At 58.5% G+C, this 17,525-nt stretch carries 15 protein-coding genes and 1 pseudogene; 10 read left to right on the forward strand and 6 right to left on the reverse strand.

What is annotated here, in order from left to right:
• Positions 1–94: 94 nt before the first annotated feature.
• The 5 genes from norR to RHM68_RS20420 all read left to right on the forward strand — a co-directional run bounded on the left by norR (position 95) and on the right by RHM68_RS20420 (position 4,432).
• Positions 95–1,645 carry a nitric oxide reductase transcriptional regulator NorR gene (gene norR, locus RHM68_RS20400; protein ID WP_322218466.1) on the forward strand — a complete coding sequence of 517 codons (1,551 nt, stop codon included), beginning with the start codon at positions 95–97 and terminating at the stop codon, positions 1,643–1,645.
• Positions 1,646–1,790: 145 nt separating this feature from the next.
• Positions 1,791–2,693 (forward strand): chemotaxis protein, encoded by a 903-nt coding sequence (locus RHM68_RS20405; protein ID WP_322218469.1) that lies wholly within the window; start codon positions 1,791–1,793, stop codon positions 2,691–2,693.
• A gap of 25 nt (positions 2,694–2,718) precedes the next feature.
• Positions 2,719–3,177, forward strand: coding sequence for an N-acetyltransferase (locus RHM68_RS20410; RefSeq protein ID WP_322218472.1), 459 nt, complete (start codon positions 2,719–2,721; stop codon positions 3,175–3,177).
• Positions 3,178–3,272: 95 nt separating this feature from the next.
• Positions 3,273–3,599, forward strand: coding sequence for a hypothetical protein (locus tag RHM68_RS20415; RefSeq protein ID WP_322218475.1), 327 nt, complete (start codon positions 3,273–3,275; stop codon positions 3,597–3,599).
• Positions 3,600–3,682: 83 nt separating this feature from the next.
• Positions 3,683–4,432, forward strand: coding sequence for a YkgJ family cysteine cluster protein (locus RHM68_RS20420; protein WP_322218478.1), 750 nt, complete (start codon positions 3,683–3,685; stop codon positions 4,430–4,432).
• Positions 4,433–4,551: 119 nt separating this feature from the next.
• Here the strand turns inward: RHM68_RS20420 and RHM68_RS20425 are convergent, their stop codons facing one another.
• From RHM68_RS20425 to RHM68_RS20435, 3 genes are all read right to left on the reverse strand, one after another.
• The gene (locus tag RHM68_RS20425; RefSeq protein ID WP_322223881.1) at positions 4,552–5,694 is read right to left on the reverse strand and encodes a transporter substrate-binding domain-containing protein; all 1,143 of its coding nucleotides are present in this window, start codon (positions 5,692–5,694) and stop codon (positions 4,552–4,554) included.
• Between the two features lie 138 nt (positions 5,695–5,832).
• Positions 5,833–6,090 (reverse strand): hypothetical protein, encoded by a 258-nt coding sequence (locus tag RHM68_RS20430; RefSeq protein WP_322218481.1) that lies wholly within the window; start codon positions 6,088–6,090, stop codon positions 5,833–5,835.
• 138 nt (positions 6,091–6,228) lie between these two features.
• Positions 6,229–6,555 (reverse strand): type 1 fimbrial protein, encoded by a 327-nt coding sequence (locus tag RHM68_RS20435; RefSeq protein ID WP_322218483.1) that lies wholly within the window; start codon positions 6,553–6,555, stop codon positions 6,229–6,231.
• Between the two features lie 321 nt (positions 6,556–6,876).
• Here RHM68_RS20435 and RHM68_RS20440 point away from each other — a divergent pair, with 321 nt between their 5' ends.
• Genes RHM68_RS20440 through RHM68_RS20455 form a run of 4 tightly spaced genes read left to right on the forward strand, consistent with a single transcriptional unit; the run spans position 6,877 to position 13,175 of the window.
• Complete coding sequence (locus tag RHM68_RS20440) at positions 6,877–8,037, forward strand: efflux RND transporter periplasmic adaptor subunit (protein ID WP_322218485.1); 1,161 nt, start codon at positions 6,877–6,879, stop codon at positions 8,035–8,037.
• On the forward strand, positions 8,034–11,135 hold the full coding sequence (locus RHM68_RS20445; RefSeq protein ID WP_322218488.1) for a multidrug efflux RND transporter permease subunit: 3,102 nt from the start codon (positions 8,034–8,036) through the stop codon (positions 11,133–11,135). Before RHM68_RS20440 ends, RHM68_RS20445 begins: the two co-directional genes overlap by 4 nt.
• An 8-nt stretch (positions 11,136–11,143) precedes the next feature.
• Positions 11,144–11,821: a heavy metal response regulator transcription factor gene (locus RHM68_RS20450; RefSeq protein ID WP_322218491.1), complete on the forward strand. Its 678-nt coding sequence runs from the start codon at positions 11,144–11,146 to the stop codon at positions 11,819–11,821.
• Positions 11,811–13,175 carry a heavy metal sensor histidine kinase gene (locus RHM68_RS20455; RefSeq protein ID WP_322218493.1) on the forward strand — a complete coding sequence of 455 codons (1,365 nt, stop codon included), beginning with the start codon at positions 11,811–11,813 and terminating at the stop codon, positions 13,173–13,175. Before RHM68_RS20450 ends, RHM68_RS20455 begins: the two co-directional genes overlap by 11 nt.
• A 132-nt stretch (positions 13,176–13,307) precedes the next feature.
• Here the strand turns inward: RHM68_RS20455 and RHM68_RS20460 are convergent, their stop codons facing one another.
• Entirely contained in the window at positions 13,308–13,553 is a 246-nt protein-coding gene (locus RHM68_RS20460; RefSeq protein ID WP_322223883.1) for a bacteriocin immunity protein, read from the reverse strand.
• A 19-nt stretch (positions 13,554–13,572) separates the two neighbouring features.
• Positions 13,573–14,514, reverse strand: a pseudogene (locus tag RHM68_RS20465) (S-type pyocin domain-containing protein); the annotation flags it as partial.
• Between the two features lie 372 nt (positions 14,515–14,886).
• Here RHM68_RS20465 and RHM68_RS20470 point away from each other — a divergent pair.
• Positions 14,887–16,380, forward strand: coding sequence for a sensor domain-containing diguanylate cyclase (locus RHM68_RS20470; RefSeq protein WP_322218496.1), 1,494 nt, complete (start codon positions 14,887–14,889; stop codon positions 16,378–16,380).
• A 136-nt stretch (positions 16,381–16,516) separates the two neighbouring features.
• Here the strand turns inward: RHM68_RS20470 and lpxC are convergent, their stop codons facing one another.
• Positions 16,517–17,428, reverse strand: coding sequence for a UDP-3-O-acyl-N-acetylglucosamine deacetylase (gene lpxC, locus RHM68_RS20475; RefSeq protein ID WP_322218498.1), 912 nt, complete (start codon positions 17,426–17,428; stop codon positions 16,517–16,519).
• Positions 17,429–17,525 lie beyond the last annotated feature (97 nt).

A 17,525-nucleotide genomic window follows, 5' to 3' on the forward strand; every position in this document is an offset into this window, starting at 1 on the left:
CAAAAAATAAAACGTTAAAAATCAATTAGTTAAAAATACTGTAGTCCTATCGACAACAATGACTTTATAGTCTTGCCGACTACATGGAGTCACTATGACTGCAAAACCCTTGCTGACAGCGCTTCTGCCTCTGGTCAGTGACCTGTCGCGCGAACTGCCCGAAGGTGAGCGCTACCGACGCCTGCTCCACGCGATGCGCACCCTGCTCCCCTGCGATGCCGCCGCCCTGCTGCGCCTGGACGGCGAGTGGTTGGTGCCACTGGCCGTGGACGGCTTGAGCACCGACACCCTCGGCCGACGCTTCAAAGTCAGCGAACATCCACGTTTCGAAGCGTTGCTGTCCAGCCCCGGACCCAAACGCTTCGCCGCCGACAGTGAGTTGCCAGACCCCTATGATGGCTTGGTCGAAGGGCGCGCCGAACATCTGGAAGTCCATGACTGCATAGGCTGCCCACTGTTTATCGACGAACGTCCGTGGGGCCTGTTGACACTCGATGCGTTGGACCCGGAGCGCTTCGAACCAATCGAGCTGGAGGCCTTGCAAGCCTTCGCCAGCCTCGCTGCCGCCACCGTCAACGCCGCCGAGCGCATCGAACGGCTGGCCAATCGCGCCGAAGACGAACATCAACGCGCCGAGGTCTACCGTCAGGCCAGTGGCCAGCAACGCCACGAGATGATCGGCCAGAGCAAAGCCCACAAACGCCTGGTGGAGGAAATCAACTTGGTGGGCGGCAGCGATTTGACCGTGCTGATCACCGGCGAAACCGGCGTCGGCAAGGAACTGGTGGCCCAAGCGATCCACGCAGCGTCGCCCAGGGCTGACAAACCGGTCATCAGCCTCAACTGCGCCGCCCTTCCCGACGCCCTGGTGGAAAGCGAGTTGTTTGGCCATGTGCGCGGCGCGTTTACAGGGGCGACGAGCGACCGCCGGGGCAAATTCGAACTGGCCAACGGGGGCACGTTGTTTCTCGATGAAGTCGGTGAACTGTCACTGAAGGTGCAGGCCAAGTTGCTGCGCGTACTGCAAAGCGGTCAGCTGCAACGATTGGGTTCAGATAAAGAGCATCACGTGGACGTGAGGCTGATCGCCGCAACCAACCGCGACCTCGCCGAAGAAGTGCGTAGCGGTCGCTACCGTGCCGACTTCTACCACCGCCTGAGCGTTTACCCACTGCGGGTGCCGGCGCTGCGCGATCGCGGGCGGGATGTGCTGCTGATCAGCGGTTACTTCCTGGAACAGAACCGCTCGCGCCTGGGCCTCAACAGTCTGCGACTGAACAGCGACGCCCAGGCTGCATTGCTCGCGTATGACTGGCCAGGGAACGTAAGGGAGCTGGAACACTTGATAGGTCGCAGCGCCTTAAAGGCATTGGGCAACTGCAAACCACGGCCGAAAATGCTTGGTTTGAGTGCGGCGGATCTGGATTTACCTCAAGAGCGCGCTGAACACCCCGCTGAGCAGCCCACCGTCAACCCTGTCGCGTTACTGGCGGGTGACTTGCGGGCCGCGACCGAGGATTATCAGCGTCAACTGATCAGCGCCTGCCTGGAGCGCCACCACAATAATTGGGCCAGCGCGGCGCGTGAGCTAGGCTTGGATCGGGCGAATCTCGGGCGGATGGCCAAGCGTTTGGGGATGAAGTGACGGCCCCAACGCGAGCCTGCTCAGGATGACGTCCTACCGTTCACCCGAATTTCTAAAGCCTGCCCCCAAGAAGTCGATAACCCGGCATCGATAGATTTTGGCGATGTTATTCCTCGCCCATCACCTTTTTCCATAGAAGGTTTTTATGTCTTCCAACAAAGCCCGCGCAGATTCACTGTCGCTTCTGCTGTTTACCTTGCGCAGCGGCAAGCTGATGGCGATCAACCTGCTCAAAGTCAGTGAAATCATTCCCTGCCCGCCGCTGACCAAGCTGCCCGAGTCACACCCGCACGTCAAAGGCATCGCCACGTTGCGCGGCACCTCATTGTCGGTCATCGACTTGAGCCGCGCGATCGGCGAACGACCACTGGAAGACCCCAACGGCGGCTGCCTGATCGTCACCGACGTCAGCCGCTCCAAGCAGGGCCTGCACGTGCAGGCGGTGAGCAAGATCATTCACTGCCTGACCACCGACATCCGTCCGCCGCCCTTCGGCTCCGGCGGCGTGCGCTCATACATCACAGGCGTGACCTCGGTGGACGGGGCCTTGGTGCAAGTACTGGATATCGAAAAGGTCATCCACGGCATCGCACCGGCGCAGATCGTCATGGCGCCGACCGAACTGAGCATGGAAGACGCTGAAGTGCTGGGCAATGCGCGAATCCTGGTGGTCGATGACAGCCAAACCGCGCTCCAGCAATCCGTACACACCTTGCGCAACCTCGGCTTGCAGTGCCACACCGCTCGCAGCGCCAAGGAAGCCATCGACTGCTTGCTGGACCTGCAAGGCACTGTGCAGCAAATCAACCTGATCGTCTCAGACATCGAAATGTCGGAAATGGACGGCTACGCCTTCACTCGCACGCTGCGCGAAACGCCTGACTTTGCCCACCTTTACGTGTTGTTGCACACGTCTCTGGACAGCGCCATGAACAGCGAAAAGGCACGTCTGGCCGGGGCCAACGCCGTCCTGACCAAGTTCTCGTCGCCGGAACTGACCAAGTGTCTGATCGAAGCCGCCAAGGCAGTTGCCGAGCAAGGACACTGAGTTGGCCGAGGATTTCTGCTTTCTGATGCGGCGCAACCTCGTCGACGCACTGCCGGCTGTCACGTGGCCGAGCGGGATAGCGTTAACCACGTATCGCCCCGAACTCGCCGACGCCGTGCATCGGTTGATGACCCAGGGCTACCAAGAAGGTGGCGGTCGCGTACCGACGCTGGACGTCTGGCAACGGCGTTTTGAAACCGACCCCGAATACGACCCGGACCTGTGCTTCATCGCCCAGGACGCCGAAGGCATTGCCGGGGTGTGTCAGTGCTGGACCAGCGCCTACATCAAAAACCTGGTGGTGCATCCTCGGGCGCAGCGCATAGGGCTGGGCCGCGCATTGCTGCTGCAGGCGTTCAAGGTATTTGAACAACGCCGGGAAGGCTGGGTGGACTTGAAAGTGCTGGAGCACAACCAACGGGCACAACGCCTGTATGAAAATGTCGGAATGCGCGTGGTTCGCCGGGAACCCGTACCGGCCTGAGACCGCCATCGTCGTATGGCGGCCCGGAGCAAGCGAGCGCTCACCCTCAGGCATACTCCAACCTTGACCCTCACCCACCCAAGGATGCCTACCCCATGAAAGCCATCACCCTGACCGTCCTCTGCCTCAGCGCCCTCGCCCCTCAAGCCCAAGCGTCCAGCCCAGAAGCGTGGGCCGCCTACGACAGCACTGTACTCGCCAGTTGCACCCAGGCCAGCGCCCTGAAAAACGCCCAGCCAGTCGGCAGTGCGGCGCAATTCGACGACCAGATCGGCTATACCGCCCTCCTACTTCAAGGCCAATACCCGCAAAAACATCTGAAGGGCCAGCAAGGCACCGAACTGTGCCTCTACAACAAAAAGACCAAAACCGCCTATGTGACTGAATGGGACAGCGTCCGCCCGACAGCAACGTCGCAATGACTGGCGCATAACTTGCTTCATCCCACCTCTACGCGGTGGCTTTCTGTCGCCGTTTAACGACCTGACATGCGACTGATCGATCAATGAACACGACATTTTCCTGCGTAGGTTGTGGCAAATGCTGCACAGACCACCATGTGCCCCTGACCCTGAGCGAAGCCAGGATGTGGGCGGCGGATGGTGGTCAGGTGATCGTGCTGGTCGAGGGATTCCTGGGCAACGGCCTGGGCCTGCCGATGCAACAGCGCGAGCACGCCGAACGCCGCTCGGTGAGGGTCAACAGCGGCGCGGCCGACGCCTACGTAGCGATCACATTCGCCGCGTACAACGTCGGCCCCTGCCGGAATCTTGACGACGACAACCTTTGCCGCATCTACGATCGCCGGCCGCTGGTGTGCCGCATCTACCCTATGGAAATCAATCCACACATTCCCTTGAATCCGCAGGTGAAGGAGTGTCCACCCGAGTCGTGGGAAAAGGGGCCTGACTTGATTATCGGTGGCCAGTTGGTGGATCAGGCACTGGCGGAATTGATTCAACGCTCGCGTCAGGCCGATCGCGATGACGTGCAAGTCAAGGACGTCATTTGTTCGCAACTGGGGATTCGGACCACAGCGCTCAAGGGGGATGGATTTACCGCTTACCTGCCGGACATGGCCGCCTTCGCAGCGGTCGTCGATAACGTCATGGCACAACCATCGTCAGCGGCTACCAGTGAATGGTTGTTCCATGTCTCGGGCGAAGATATTGCCGGGCAAGTGCTGGCAGGCGGGGCTCAGGTGGCGACGGATGCCCCGCTGAATTATGCGTTTATTTCTTTGCGGGCGGCTTGATCATCCACGATGCGCGCGCAGAGCGTCCGCGCTGAACCTCCAGAAACAAAGACCTCGGTATTTAGTCCTCACCCTGCCGCGAACACACCTCGGGCAGGTGAGGATCAGCCGTAAACCTGTCAGCGAGCGGTAACCGCCAGGCATTCAACTTCGACTCGTGCATTCAATACTAGCTTGCTGGCGGCAAACGTCGTGCGCGCCGGCAAACGATCCGCCGGGAAAGAGCGCTTGTAGACCTCATTCATCGCACCGAAATCCTTGATATCAGCGAGGATGACCGTGCATTTGGCCACGTGATCCAGGGACGAACCGCCGCTTATCAATGCCGCGCGCAAGTTATGCATGGTCTGGGTCATCTGCGGGACAATACCGCCCTTGACCAATTTGCCATCAGTGCCGAGACCCACTACGCCTGACAGATAAACAGTCTCCCCAACCTGAACGGCATCAGAAAATGGCAGGCCTTCGTCGTTGGGAAAATAGCGTGGAACATCAGCGACGGCTGGCGGCAGGTAGCGCTGGGTAATCGTTTGGTACTGGCCGTTTTGCTTGAGACGCTCAAGTGCAGCGTTCAGGTTATCGCGTAACACGGTGTCGGTTTTACGCAGCGCCATCGCAACGCCACTCCCCAGCATCGGATCGTTGAGGGCCGGCCCGGCAAACGAAAAATCGCGTCCATAGGGATGGTTGAGCAGCGCATGGGTAATTTCAATGGTGTCTTGCAGGGTGGCATCGATTTCACCCGCCGCCAGGCTGGCAATCAGTTGATCGTTGAAATTGAAACTGCGCACCACCACACCTTCCGGAGCCCAGCGCGCCTTGGCGAACGCTTCACGACTGGTGCCCGCGAGTACGCCAACCCGCTTGCCCTTAAGCGACAAAGCGGTCGGTTGCAAACCCGCATCCTCGCGCGCCACCAAGCGGCTGCTAAGCGGATAAAGGTTCTCGGTGAAATCGATACGCTCGCGACGTGCCGGCGTCGGAGTCATCGGCATGATCGCATCGAATCGCCCGGCTTCAAGGGCTTCGATATTGGTCGCGTAGTCTTGGTCAACCCAGACACACCGTGCGTTGAGCTCGGCACACAACGCATTGCCCAACTCGATGTTCAGCCCCACCAGTTCACCCTTGTCGTCACGGCTCTCGAACGGCGGGACCAGAGCTTCGACGCCAAAACGGATCTGCGGGTCGACGGCTGACGACACGCAACCTGTGGTCAGTGACATCAGAAAAAACAGTGCGGGGATTTTTACCAGGGGCATTTCGATGGCCTTCTTCAAGAGTTCACGAGCATGAATCTTCGACGAAGGACCACCGACTTTCCCATAGGACGATTCGCGCATCCTTGTGGGAACTGTCTCTTTAAGGGGGGGGCAATGACCAGCCAATCAAACTGACTGTCAGCGTTTACCCATCGAACGACGAGTACCCGGTGGTGCGACGCCAGGCGTCTTGGTGTGACCGTTCTTGGCGCCGTTCTTGTACCACGGCTGACTCGCACTCTTGGCCGCAGCCAAATCGCCCGGTTTGAACGGAAACTTGAACGCTGGGATGTCGGCTTTGGTTTCGCTGTCTGCGCTGGAGTCGACGCTGTCTGGCAGGTCTGCCTGGTCGTCGCGCAAAGCGTCGGCGACCGGCGGTTGTGTCGGGGAAGTCATGAAAGCTCCGGGTGATGCACAAAGAGTCGGGCCCGATCAGCGAGCCGCGAAAGGCGGCAGTATACCTGCCCGGCCGACACACGCACGCGCACCTTCGTCGGCCGTGAAAGAATTTCCAACGACGGCCGTTGCTTGCCCTTACCGGTAGGTAACGGTGATGATCCCCGATTCAGGCCCAGAAACGCTGCCATTGCTGGACGCCTTCAAGGGTTCAAACGCTGTCGAAAAAGGAATCGTGCCATGACCACAAGCGTTACGGTACGTGTCGACATCCAGGCTCAACCCAGGCTGCACTTGTACACGCTGGGACTGGGTAAAGCTTTGCGCCCCAGCACGCCCCACCTGGCAGCCCGAATCGACGATTTGCCCGACAAAATCAATCTGCCCCGAAGACACCTGTGGCGCGGCAGAGACGCCCAGCGGCATCAGCAACAGCACACTTGAAACGACGACTTTAAGATTCATTTCAAAGACACTCCCGGCATAACAACCCAGGATTCGCCTGAGCCACGAGCGGGACGCGTTACGACTGAACCCCACAACTTCTGTATCCGCCCGCCGGAACAGATCTTTAACAGCTTAGCGGGAAAAAGCGCCTGACCAGAGCAACGGATATCCCCCGCCCCCCCAAAACCAGGTCGGCCCAGAGGCCGCCAAGACCAAAACCAAAAGCCCAAACTGACAGCGCCGTCAGCTAGCCGTCACCGTCCTGACCGTGTAGCAAGACTATAAGAAAGGTATATAGCCGATACCACTCCCAACCACCCAGCCCGGCGTCCCACCCGCATGCGAACTCATAAAAAAAATGCCTTGATCGCCGCCGCCCTGATTATTCTGGCCGCGCTGAGCCTGTGGTACGCCACCAAACCCGCCACCACCAAACTTGCCACCCCCACCGCCATCCCCGTGCGCGTGGTCAGCGTCACCCAAAAAGACGTGCCACGCTACGTCAGCGGTATCGGCTCGGTGATCTCCCTGCACAGCGTCGTGGTGCGTGCGCAGATCGACGGCATCCTCACCAAAATACTGGTCAAGGAAGGGCAACTCGTCAAAACCGGCGACCTGCTCGCCACCATCGACGATCGCTCGATTCGCGCCAACCTCGATCAGGCCCGTGCCCAGCTGGGCCAAAGCCAGGCACAACTGCAAGTCGCGGAGGTCAACCTCAAGCGCTACAAGTTATTGAGTGTCGATGACGGCGTGTCCAAGCAGACTTACGACCAGCAACAAGCGCTGGTCAACCAGCTCAAGGCCACCGCACAGGGAAATCAGGCCGCCATCGACTCTGCCCTGGTGCAACTTTCATACACGCAGATCCACTCTCCGGTTACCGGTCGCGTCGGCATTCGCACGGTGGATGAGGGCAACTTCCTGCGCATGACGGACACGCAAGGCCTGTTCACGGTGACCCAGATTGATCCGATTGCCGTGGCATTCGCCTTGCCGCAGCAAATGCTCCCGACCCTGCAAGGCCTGATAAATGATCCCCAACACGCCCAGGTCAAGGCCTACATCGGCGCCGACACCGAGGGCGAAACCGGCAACCTGCTCGGCGAAGGCCATCTGACACTGATCGATAACCAGATCAGCGCCAACACCGGGACCATTCGCGCCAAGGCTGAATTCAATAACTCCGGACAGAAGCTCTGGCCCGGCCTGCTGGTCACGGTAAAAATTCAGACAGCGCTGGATAAGGATGCACTGGTAGTGCCGCCTACTGTCGTACAACGCGGCCTCGACCAACATTTCGTGTATCGGGTCAACGGTGACAAAGTCGAAACCGTGTCCGTGCAAATGGTCTATCAAGGCAGCAGTCAGGACATTATCAAAGGCGTTAACCCCGGCGACGTGCTCGTCAGCGACGGTCAGTCGCGACTCAAGCCCGGTTCAACCGTGCAGGTGCTGACGGATCCGCCGCCGGTGGTGCAATCGGAGTCGCCGCAATGAAGGGCCACGGCTCCGTCTCCGCATGGTGCATCGACCACCCGGTGGCGACAATTCTGCTGACGTTTGCGCTGGTGTTGCTAGGGGTGATTGCCTTCCCGCGCCTGCCGATTGCGCCCTTACCGGAAGCGGAATTCCCGACCATTCAGGTGTCCGCGCAATTACCCGGCGCCAGCCCCGACACCATGGCCTCGTCGGTGGCCACGCCGCTGGAAGTGCAATTCAGTGCCATCCCCGGCATGACCCAAATGACCTCGAGCAGTGCCTTGGGCTCCAGCCTGCTGACCCTGCAATTCACTCTCGACAAAAGCATCGACACCGCGGCCCAGGAAGTGCAGGCCGCGATCAATACCGCCGCCGGCAAATTACCCAAGGACATGCCGACGCTACCGACTTGGAAGAAGGTCAACCCGGCCGACAGCCCGGTGCTGATCCTCAGCGTCAGCTCGACCCAGATGCCCGGCACTGAACTCAGTGACTTGGTGGAAACCCTGCTTTCGCGCCAGATCAGTCAAATCGACGGCGTAGGCCAAATCAACATCACCGGCCAGCAACGTCCGGCGATCCGGGTGCAGGTGTCGGCTGACAAACTCGCGGCCATCGGCCTGACGCTGGCGGACATTCGTCTGGCGATCCAGCAGACCAGCCTCAACCTGGCCAAAGGCGCGCTGTACGGTGAGTCGAGTATTTCGACCCTGTCCACCAACGACCAGTTGTTTCACCCCGAGGAATACAGTCAGCTGATTGTTTCCTACAAGGACGGGGCACCGGTCCACCTCAAGGATGTGGCCAACGTTGTCAACGGTTCGGAAGATGCCTACGTTCAGGCCTGGGCCGGCGATCAACCCGGTGTGAACCTGGTGATCTCCCGGCAACCCGGCGCGAACATCGTCGAGACCGTAGACCGTATTCAGGCCGCCCTGCCGCGACTGGAAGCCATGTTGCCGGCCTCGGTGCAGGTCAAGGTGTTGATCGACCGCACCCAGACCATCCGTGCCTCGCTGCATGAAGTGGAAATAACCTTGCTCATCGCGATCATGCTAGTGGTGGCGGTGATGGCGCTGTTCTTGCGCCAGTTATCGGCAACGATGATTGTGTCCGCGGTACTCGGCGTTTCGCTGGTCGCCAGTTTCGCCCTGATGTACATCATGGGGTTCAGCCTGAACAACCTGACCCTGGTAGCGATCGTGGTGGCCGTGGGGTTTGTGGTGGACGATGCAATTGTGGTGGTAGAAAACATTCACCGCCACCTGGAAGCTGGCGAAGGCATGCGCGAAGCGGCGATCAAGGGTGCCGGCGAAATTGGTTTTACCGTGGTCTCGATCAGTTTCTCGCTGGTCGCTGCGTTTATCCCGCTGCTGTTCATGGGCGGCGTGGTCGGGCGGTTGTTCAAGGAGTTCGCCCTGACCGCGACCTCGACCATCCTCATTTCGGTGGTGGTTTCGCTGACGTTGGCACCGACCCTGGCCGCGCTGTTCATGCGTGCGCCCGTACACCACGCCCACAGCAAACCGGGCTTCGGCGAGCGCCTGCTGACCTGGTACGAAAAAGGCCTGCGCCGCGCCCTCGCCCATCAGAAATTGATGATCGGGGTGTTTGGCCTGTCGCTGGGGCTGGCCATCGCCGGTTACATTTTTATCCCCAAGGGCTTCTTTCCGATTCAGGACACCGGCTTCGTGCTGGGCACCACCGAAGCCGCCGCTGATATTTCATACGGCGACATGGTGAAAAAACACTTGGCGATGGCCGAAATCGTCGCGGCCGACCCGGCCGTTGAGGCGTTTTCGCACTCCGTCGGCGTCTCAGGCAGCAACCAGACCATCGCTAACGGCCGTTTCTGGATTGCCCTGAAAAAGCGCGGCGACCGTGATGTATCGGCCAGCCAGTTCATCGACCGGATTCGCCCGCAACTGATGAAAGTCCCCGGCATCGTGCTCTATTTACGCGCAGGCCAAGACATCAACCTCAGCTCCGGCCCGAGCCGCGCCCAATACCAATACGTGCTCAAGAGCAATGACGGCGCGACGCTCAGCACCTGGACCCAGCGCCTGACGGAAAAACTGCGAACCAACCCGGCATTCCGCGATATATCAAACGACTTGCAACTGGGTGGCAGCATCACTCATATCAACATTGATCGCAGCGCTGCCGCGCGGTTCGGCCTGTCCGCCAGCGATGTCGATGAAGCGCTGTACGACGCTTTTGGCCAACGACAAATCAACGAGTTTCAGACCCAGATCAACCAATACAACGTGATTCTGGAACTGGACACCCAGCAGCGCGGCAAAGCCGAAAGCCTCAACTACTTCTACCTGCGCTCACCGCTCAGCGGTGAGATGGTGCCGCTGTCGGCCCTGGCGAAATTCGATGCGCCGACCATTGGTCCACTGTCCATCGCCCATGACGGGATGTTCCCGGCCGCCAACCTGTCGTTCAACCTCGCCCCCGGCGTGGCACTGGGCGACGCGGTGATCATGCTGAACCAGGCCAAGGTCGAGATCGGCATGCCGGCGGCCATCAGCGGCAACTTCCAGGGCGCGGCTCAGGCGTTTCAGAGTTCCCTGGCCAGCCAGCCGTGGCTGATCCTGGCAGCGCTGGTGGCGGTGTACATCATTCTCGGCGTGTTGTACGAGAGCTTCGTCCATCCACTGACCATCATCTCGACCCTGCCGTCGGCGGGGCTCGGGGCGGTGATCATGCTGTGGATCTGCGGCCAGGACTTTTCAATCATGGCGCTGATCGGGCTCGTGCTGCTGATCGGGATCGTCAAGAAAAACGGCATTCTGATGATCGACTTTGCCCTCGAAGCCCAGCGCAAGGGTGGCTTGCCTCCGGAAGAAGCGATCTATCAAGCCTGTATTACGCGGTTCCGGCCGATCATCATGACCACCCTCGCCGCGCTGCTCGGCGCGTTGCCGCTGATGCTCGGCTACGGCACTGGCGCCGAACTGCGCCAGCCGCTGGGGATCGCGGTAGTCGGCGGCTTGCTGGTGAGCCAGGCGCTGACGCTGTTTACCACGCCGGTCATATACTTGTGGCTTGAGCGGCTATTTCATCGGCCCAAACCAGCCCCGATACCGGTGCTGGCGACCACAGACTGAGGCGGGTCATGCGCGTTCTGATTATCGAAGACGAGGAAAAAACCGCGGACTATTTGCACCGCGGCCTGACGGAGCAGGGTTACACCGTGGACCTGGCGCGGGATGGGATCGAAGGCCTGCACCTGGCGCTGGAAAGTGACTACGCGGTGATCATTCTCGACGTCATGCTGCCGGGCCTGGATGGCTTCGGCGTGCTGCGAGCCCTGCGTGCGCGCAAACAAACGCCGGTGATCATGCTCACCGCGCGGGAACGGGTAGAGGACCGCATCAAAGGCTTGCGCGACGGCGCCGACGATTACCTTGGCAAACCGTTTTCGTTCCTTGAACTGGTGGCGCGCCTGCAAGCACTGACCCGGCGCAGCGGTGGTCATGAGCCGGTTCAAGTTAGCATCGCTGACCTGTGGATCGATTTGATCAGCCGCAAGGCGACCCGTGCCGGCGCCCGTCTGGACCTGACCGCCAAAGAGTTCTCGCTGCTCAGTGTGCTGGCCCGTCGACAAGGTGAAATCCTCTCGAAAACGGCTATCGCCGAAATGGTCTGGGACATCAATTTCGACAGCGACGCCAACGTTGTCGAGGTCGCGATCAAACGCCTGCGGGCAAAACTCGACGGACCGTTCGACGAAAAACTGCTACACACCATTCGCGGCATGGGTTACGTGCTGGAGAGTCGCGGTGTCCAGTAACTCGATTGCACTGCGCTTGAGCGGGATGTTCACGCTGGTGGCGCTGTTGGTGTTTTTGTTGATTGGCTGGGCGCTGTATCAGCAGGTCGAAAAGGGCCTGGGCCTGTTGCCCGAGGCCGAGCTGGATGCGCGCTACAGCGTGCTCGAGTCCACGGTTGGACGCTTCGGCACCCCTGAACATTGGGTGAAGATCAACAACAAGCTCAACCTGCTGGGCGAGGAAGACAAACGCATCCGCTTCTGGATTATCAGCGGCGATACGGCCTACGAGTACGGCAACCCGCCCCCACAGGTACGGGCCTTTGCCGAGGGGCCATTGGGTCGGCGCGACTTGCAACTGCCGGGGCAGCGTTACCCGTTGAAAGTGCTGGTCAGCCAGTTCCCGGCCAAGGATCAGCGACCGCCGCTGCGCTTCCTGATCGCCATCGACACCGAGACATTTTTACAGACCCAACATCACTTGCTGATCGCCTTGATCGGCCTGGCGATTGTCGGCGTTCTGCTGGCCTCGGCCCTAGGTTACTGGGTGGCGCGGATAGGTCTCAAACCGTTGATCAAGTTGTCTCAGGAAGCCCAACGCCTGGCCCCGCCGCTGCGCTCGGGGCGTTTACGGCTGTCGCCGTTGCCGCCGGAGCTGGATCAATTCGTCAGTTCGTTCAATTCGACACTGGAGCGGGTTGAACAGGCTTATTCGCGACTGGAGTCGTTCAACGCCGATGTCGCCCATGAGTTGCGCTCGCCGCTGACCAATTTGATTGGCCAGACCCAAGTGGCGCTGACCCGCGGACGTTCGGCGGAGCACTATTTCGAGGTGCTGCAATCGAACCTAGAAGAGTTGGAGCGGCTGCGTTCAATCATCAATGACATGCTGTTCCTGGCCAGCGCCGATCAGGGCAGCAAGGCGACCAAACTGACCTCCACCTCACTGGCGGATGAAGTCGCCACGACCCTGGAGTATCTGGACTTCATCCTTGAAGACGCCCAGGTTCAGGTTCACGTCAGCGGTGACGCTCAGGTGAGCATCGAAATTGCCCATCTGCGCCGCGCCTTGATCAATCTGCTGAGCAACGCGGTGCAGCACACCGAACCTGGACAGGTGATTGAGGTGCTTATCGAGGTCGAGGCGCATCAGGTGAGTATCGGCGTGACCAACCCCGGCTTGCCGATTGCCAGCGAGCATCTGCCGCGACTGTTCGAGCGCTTTTATCGGGTGGATGCGTCACGCAGCAACAGTGGGAATAACCACGGGTTGGGACTGGCAATCGTCAAGGCCATTGCGTTGATGCACGGTGGTGATGTGTTTGTGCATAGCGATCAGGGGATGAATACCTTCGGCATCCACCTCCCGGCCTGAATGATCGCTACCCACTGCAATCGTTCCCGCGCCGAGCGTGAGAATGACCGCCCCGAACTGTTGCTTTGTTCGCAACAGTCCTTTCTGAAATCGACTCTGGTTCCCACCGCCATCGGGCCTAAGCCTTGCCAGTCAGGCGTCTTTGAAACCCGGCAAACCATTGGCTGCACGCCATTCTTTAACCGTTTGGGTGATGCCTTCTGCTGAGTTATCAGCACCGTCCTCAGGATAATAAATCAGATCAGAGCCTGTTGGATGCTCAGTGAGGCGTTCAAGCTCATCAAGTAGAGGGTCTAGAACCTCATCTGGAGACCCCTTGTTTGCAGTGAATATTTCCTGCATGAAGCTGACAAATTCAGCTTCCGTATATTCAGAGATACTCTTTTTTCATAGTCTGTTACCGGTGAATTTCAATGTGGTTTTTAGGCGTGTTGACCCGTAAATTATCTACGTTGTAGACCTCTCCGCCTTCGGAAACCAAGTCCACATGATGTATCTCAAAGGAACGTTTTTTCCCCGCATGGTCAGGCTTTCGTGCTTTTGGCGCATATCCATCTTGCATACGGTCTATATTTTGGGGAATGAACTGGCTACTTAACTCTGGGGCAGCCGCTACAGCCTTCCAAAACGCCTTCCTGAACGCATCAAAACTACTGAAGCTTTTCCCCCTGAGCTGATCAGCAATTCGAGTCGGAATCGGTGCATCAAGCCCAAGCCCAACCCCAGCACCGGCTAACCAGATACCCGAAACGGCCTGTCACCGCCCCGTCACTGTGCCCGGATCAAGACGCACGTTCATCACGATGTACAGCGGTTTTAAGTCCGAATTAGCCGGGGAAACGAGGATGAAATCCTTGTAATCAGGCGGATGAATCGGGTTGACGATCATGTTGTCCGCGTGTTCGGTCGGCGGATAAGTTCAGATTTGAGGGGCTTGCGGGGCGGCTTCGAGTGCTGGAATACCTAAGGTACTAGACGGGTCAGTGGCGGGCGTCCAGATCAACGTAACACCGTCACCGTCGTGCAGCTTTATTTTCGTGTTCAGGCGTCGAGTATTAGTGATCAAGTCCGATGCTGTGAGGTCATTCGACACGCTCGATGCGGTCTGTTTAATGTCCAACTCGACATCACCATCGAGCGTTAAACCTACGTCCTGACGGGTGATCGTCTGGTAAGGATTATCGAGCGGTGTGGCTGCGCTGGTGGTTGTACCGCTCAGAAACGGCACGTTTTGACCTACAACGATACTGGCCTTCTCGCGGTTCAGTACCAGGAGCTGAGGCGTTGAAAGAATCTTGTTCTTGCCGCAGTTTTGAACCGACTGAACAAACGCACCAAGCCTTCGAACAGTCGCAGGAAGAGATGACCGCCAAAGCCCAGGATGCTGCACACCCGCCTCAAGCGTCGACATCCGCAACCCGGCAACAGGCTGATAAAGACAGCTGATCCACCGTATCGCTCTGTTTCCCCCGACACTTTTCTTCGGCTCTTCCCTTTGAAAAGTTGTCTTCAAAGCCGCTGCTATCAGCGGCTTTTTTTTGTAGTGGTTTTAATGGTTTTACGTTGGGTCGTCAGAAAGGTCAGCATGTTTTGCTGGCCTTTTTTTAACCCGGGACTTATACAGGCGCACGGGTAGGCAGTCGTTGTGGGGACGCTGTCCGGTTCTTGAAAAGAACTATTCGCAACACCTTAATTTGCAGAAGTCAGAACCATGAGTGTGAGCAAAGTAAAATCTCACCATCCGATTCGCTCGACGCGGTCGGAGTCGCTTCTGTTGCTGAGCAGCTCGGTGTTGGTAGTCGCTATTTTGAGCATCGTCACTTTTCTGCTGGTCCGCGAGCGCGCCACCGCCCAACTTTTAGCGACGCGTGAGGCGTCGAATATCGTGCAATTGATCGATGCAGACGTGCTGCGCAACATCGAACTCTATGACCTGTCACTACGCGGTTTGATCGCAGCGTCCTGGCGCGAAGAGCTCAAAAGCGTTTCCCCTTCCATCCGTCATCTGGCCTATTTTGATCGAGCGACGGCGGCCCCCTACAAGGGCGATATTCTGCTGCTCGACACGCAAGGTGACGTGGTCGCCGACTCGGCGTCGGTAGTGCCCCGGACGGGCAACTTTTCCGACCGTGAATATTTCCAGTCGCATCTGAACAATACCGACCCAGGCATGCACATCAGCCGTCCGTTTCGCGCCAGAACCGCAGACCATGAATGGCGTATCAGCTTTAGTCGTCGGATCAGCGGCACACAAGGCGAGTTCATGGGGGTGGCCGAAGCGGCGATGCGCTTGAGCTATTTCGACAAACTGTTCAAAAGCCTCAGTATCGGCAATGGCAGCACTGTCAATCTGATCAGTACCAACGGGATTCTGCTAGCTCAGGAACCGCCCCTCGCCGATAACTTGATCGGTAAAGACTTCAGCAACCGCCCCAATTTTCTGCGCATCGTCAAGGAAGGCGAAGGCAGCTTCAGCGGCGTCTCCAGCGTTGATCAAAAGCAGCGCCTGTATACCTTTTCTCAGGTCGGCAATTTACCGCTGATTGTGATCGTTGCGCTGTCCAGTGATGACGTGTTTGCTGGCTGGAAGCGCACGATGATCGTGGTCAGCATGGCCTCTATTGCACTGTGTATCAGCCTGCTCTGGCTGACCTGGTTGTTGAGCCGCGAACTTCGCCTGCGCCACAAGGCCGAGCAGGAGCTGGCGCAATTGGCCGCCACTGACGCCCTCACGGGACTGGCTAACCGCCGCACGCTGGATCAAGTGCTGCGCCACGAATGGTTTCGCGCACAACGCTCTGGCAAACCCTTGTCGGTATTGATGATCGACGCCGATAACTTCAAGGCATTCAATGATCGCCATGGCCACCAGGCAGGCGATGATGCCCTGCGTGCAGTGGCCAAGGTCATCAGTGGCAGCATCCGACGCCCGGCCGATCTCGTCGCCCGTTACGGCGGCGAGGAGTTTTCAGTGATCCTTGCCGAAACCGACAGCGAGGGCGCGCAGCAGATCGCTGAGCACGTTCGTCGGGCGGTGGAGCAGTTACCACTGGCGCCAGGCGCAGATTCACCGATTACTGTCAGTATCGGGATCAGCACGTGGACCACTGCTACGGAGGTCGGACTGGAGCAGTTGCTGGTTGCGGCGGACAAAGCGTTGTATCAAGCCAAGGAAGGAGGCCGGAATCGAGTCATGGCGGGATAAACAGGTGCGCCGAGTTGAGTGACCTCGCCGCGAACCCAGCGTGCGCCCATCACCCCGCAACTGTCGAAAAACAGGACAGGCAGCCCCATAAAAAAAGGCCACCCGAAGGTAGCCTTTAAAAACTAGAGAGGTTTTTTTACACGGCCGCTACGGGACGCATGTAAGAGATCGGTGCAGCGCTGGCGTCTTCGAAAGTCACGACTTCCCAAGCATCTGTCTGCTCAATCAACTTGCGCAGCAGCTGGTTGTTCAATGCATGTCCGGACTTGAAGCCCTTGAACTCACCAATCAGGCTATTGCCCAGCAGGTAGAGATCACCAATTGCATCGAGGATTTTGTGCTTCACGAATTCGTCTTCATAGCGAAGACCGTCTTCGTTCAGTACGCCATCCGCGTCGACCACAATAGCGTTTTCAACGCTGCCGCCGAGTGCGAGATTGTGCTTGCGCAGGTACTCGATATCACTCATGAAACCAAAGGTACGGGCGCGGCTGACTTCTTTTACAAACGAAGTGCTGGAAAAATCCACGCTTGCACTTTGTGTGCGGTCACGGAAAACCGGGTGATCGAAATCGATCTCGAAGCTCACTTTGAAACCTTCGAAAGGAACAAAAGTGGCGCGCTTGTCGCCATCTTCAACTGTCACTTCCCGCAGGATCCGGATGAACTTCTTGGCTGCGTCCTGTTCTTCCAGGCCGGCCGATTGAATCAGGAATACGAAAGGTCCAGCGCTACCATCCATGATTGGGACTTCGGACGCGGAGAGCTCGACGTAGGCGTTATCGATGCCCAGGCCAGCCATGGCCGAGAGCAAGTGCTCCACCGTGTCCACTTTGACGTCACCGTTAACCAGTGTGGTCGACATTGTGGTTTCGCCAACGTTTTCTGCGCGAGCAGGAATCTGCACCACAGGATCGAGGTCAGCACGACAAAACACAATGCCGGTGTCGATAGGCGCGGGCTTGAGGGTCAGGTATACCTTCTCCCCGGAGTGCAGGCCTACACCTGTGGCACGGATAATATTTTTCAGTGTGCGTTGTTTAATCATGGCTTGGGCCGCTTCAGCGCAAATTGCGAACTGGTATCAACAAAGGCTGGCGATAATAGCAGACCAGACCTTTGCTGAACACCAATCACCTTCATAG

The sequence above is a fragment of the Pseudomonas sp. DC1.2 genome, from assembly GCF_034351645.1.
Classification (GTDB): Bacteria; Pseudomonadota; Gammaproteobacteria; order Pseudomonadales; family Pseudomonadaceae; genus Aquipseudomonas.